Origin of the sequence: Mesorhizobium sp. M1E.F.Ca.ET.063.01.1.1 (genome assembly GCF_003998155.1) — a bacterium.
GTDB lineage: Bacteria > Pseudomonadota > Alphaproteobacteria > Rhizobiales > Rhizobiaceae > Mesorhizobium.
The window spans coordinates 1-1,400 of the sequence record NZ_RZSC01001115.1; the positions used below are offsets into that span (position 1 = coordinate 1).

Below are 1,400 nucleotides of genomic sequence, written 5' to 3' on the forward strand. Positions count from 1 at the left end.
ATCTCGCCCTCATCCGTCAGCGACGAAACCGAGGCCACGAGCCGGTTGCGGTCGAAATTCGCCTCGCCCAGTTGCTCGCTCGCCTGCCGGAACACCGAGTGGCAGCGCGCCGAGGCGTATTGCACGTAGAACACCGGATTGTCCTTGGACTGCTCGGTGACCTTGGCGAAGTCGAAATCGAGCGGCGCGTCGTTCTTGCGGTAGAGCATCATGAAGCGGATCGGGTCGCGGCCGACCTCCTCCACCACGTCGCGCAGCGTGACGAAATCACCCGACCGTTTCGACATGCGCACGGGCTCGCCATCGCGAAACAGCTTCACCAGTTGACAGAGAAGGACCGTGAGCTTCACCGTATCGCCGGCGACCGCGCGCGCCAGTGCCTCCAGCCGCTTGACGTAGCCGCCATGGTCGGCGCCGAGCACATAGATCAGATCGACGAAGCCGCGCTCGACCTTGTCCTTGAGATAGGCGACGTCGGCGGCGAAATAGGTGAACGAGCCGTCGGACTTGACCAGCGCGCGGTCCATATCGTCGCCGACGGCGGTCGAGCGGAACAGCGTCTGCTCACGGTCTTCCCAGTCGTCCGGCTTCTCGCCCTTCGGCGGCGGCAGCTTGCCCTTGTAGATATGGCCCTTGAGCGTCAGGTCGGCGATCGCCGCCCGGATCTTCTTGGCATTGTCGGCATGCAGCGTGCGCTCGGAGAAGAACACGTCGTGATGCACGTTGAGCAGCGCCAGGTCCTCGCGGATCATCGCCATCATGGCGTCGACCGTGCGGTCCTTGGCGATCGCCAGCGCTTCCTCTTCCGGCATCTCCAGCAGGCTGCGGCCGAATTCTTTGGCCAGCGCCTGGCCGACCGGGACCAGATAGTCACCCGGATAGAGGCCCGGCGGGATCTCGCCGATGTCTTGGCCAAGCGCCTCGCGATAGCGCAGCATGGCCGAGCGTCCCAGCACGTCGATCTGCGAGCCGGCGTCGTTGATGACATATTCCTTGGTCACGTCGTAGCCGGCGAAGGCCATCAGATTGGCCAAAGTGTCGCCGACGACGGCGCCGCGGCAATGCCCGACATGCATCGGACCGGTCGGATTGGCCGAGACATATTCGACATTGGCCTTGCGGCCGCCGCCGATCTTCGAGCGGCCATAGTTGCGGCCCTCACCGAGCAGCGCCGCCAGATGCGCCTGCCAGAACCCGTCCTTCAGCCTGAGATTGACGAAGCCCGGCCCGGCGACGTCGGCGGACGCGATATCGGCATCGGCGCGCAGCACCTCGACCAGCTTCTCGGCAAGAGCGCGCGGGTTCTGTCCGGTGGGTTTCGCCAGCACCATCGCCGCATTGGTGGCAAGGTCGCCGTGGCTGGCGTCGCGCGGCGAGGGTGCTGGCGAAACCCACCGGAC

Annotated in this window: 1 protein-coding gene; it reads right to left on the bottom strand. The window is 65.4% G+C overall.

All coding sequences use genetic code 11. The features are described from left to right. The coding region (gene argS / locus EOA29_RS36505) for an arginine--tRNA ligase (RefSeq protein WP_127222397.1) at positions 1-1,400 on the bottom strand (1,400 nt) is incomplete at both ends.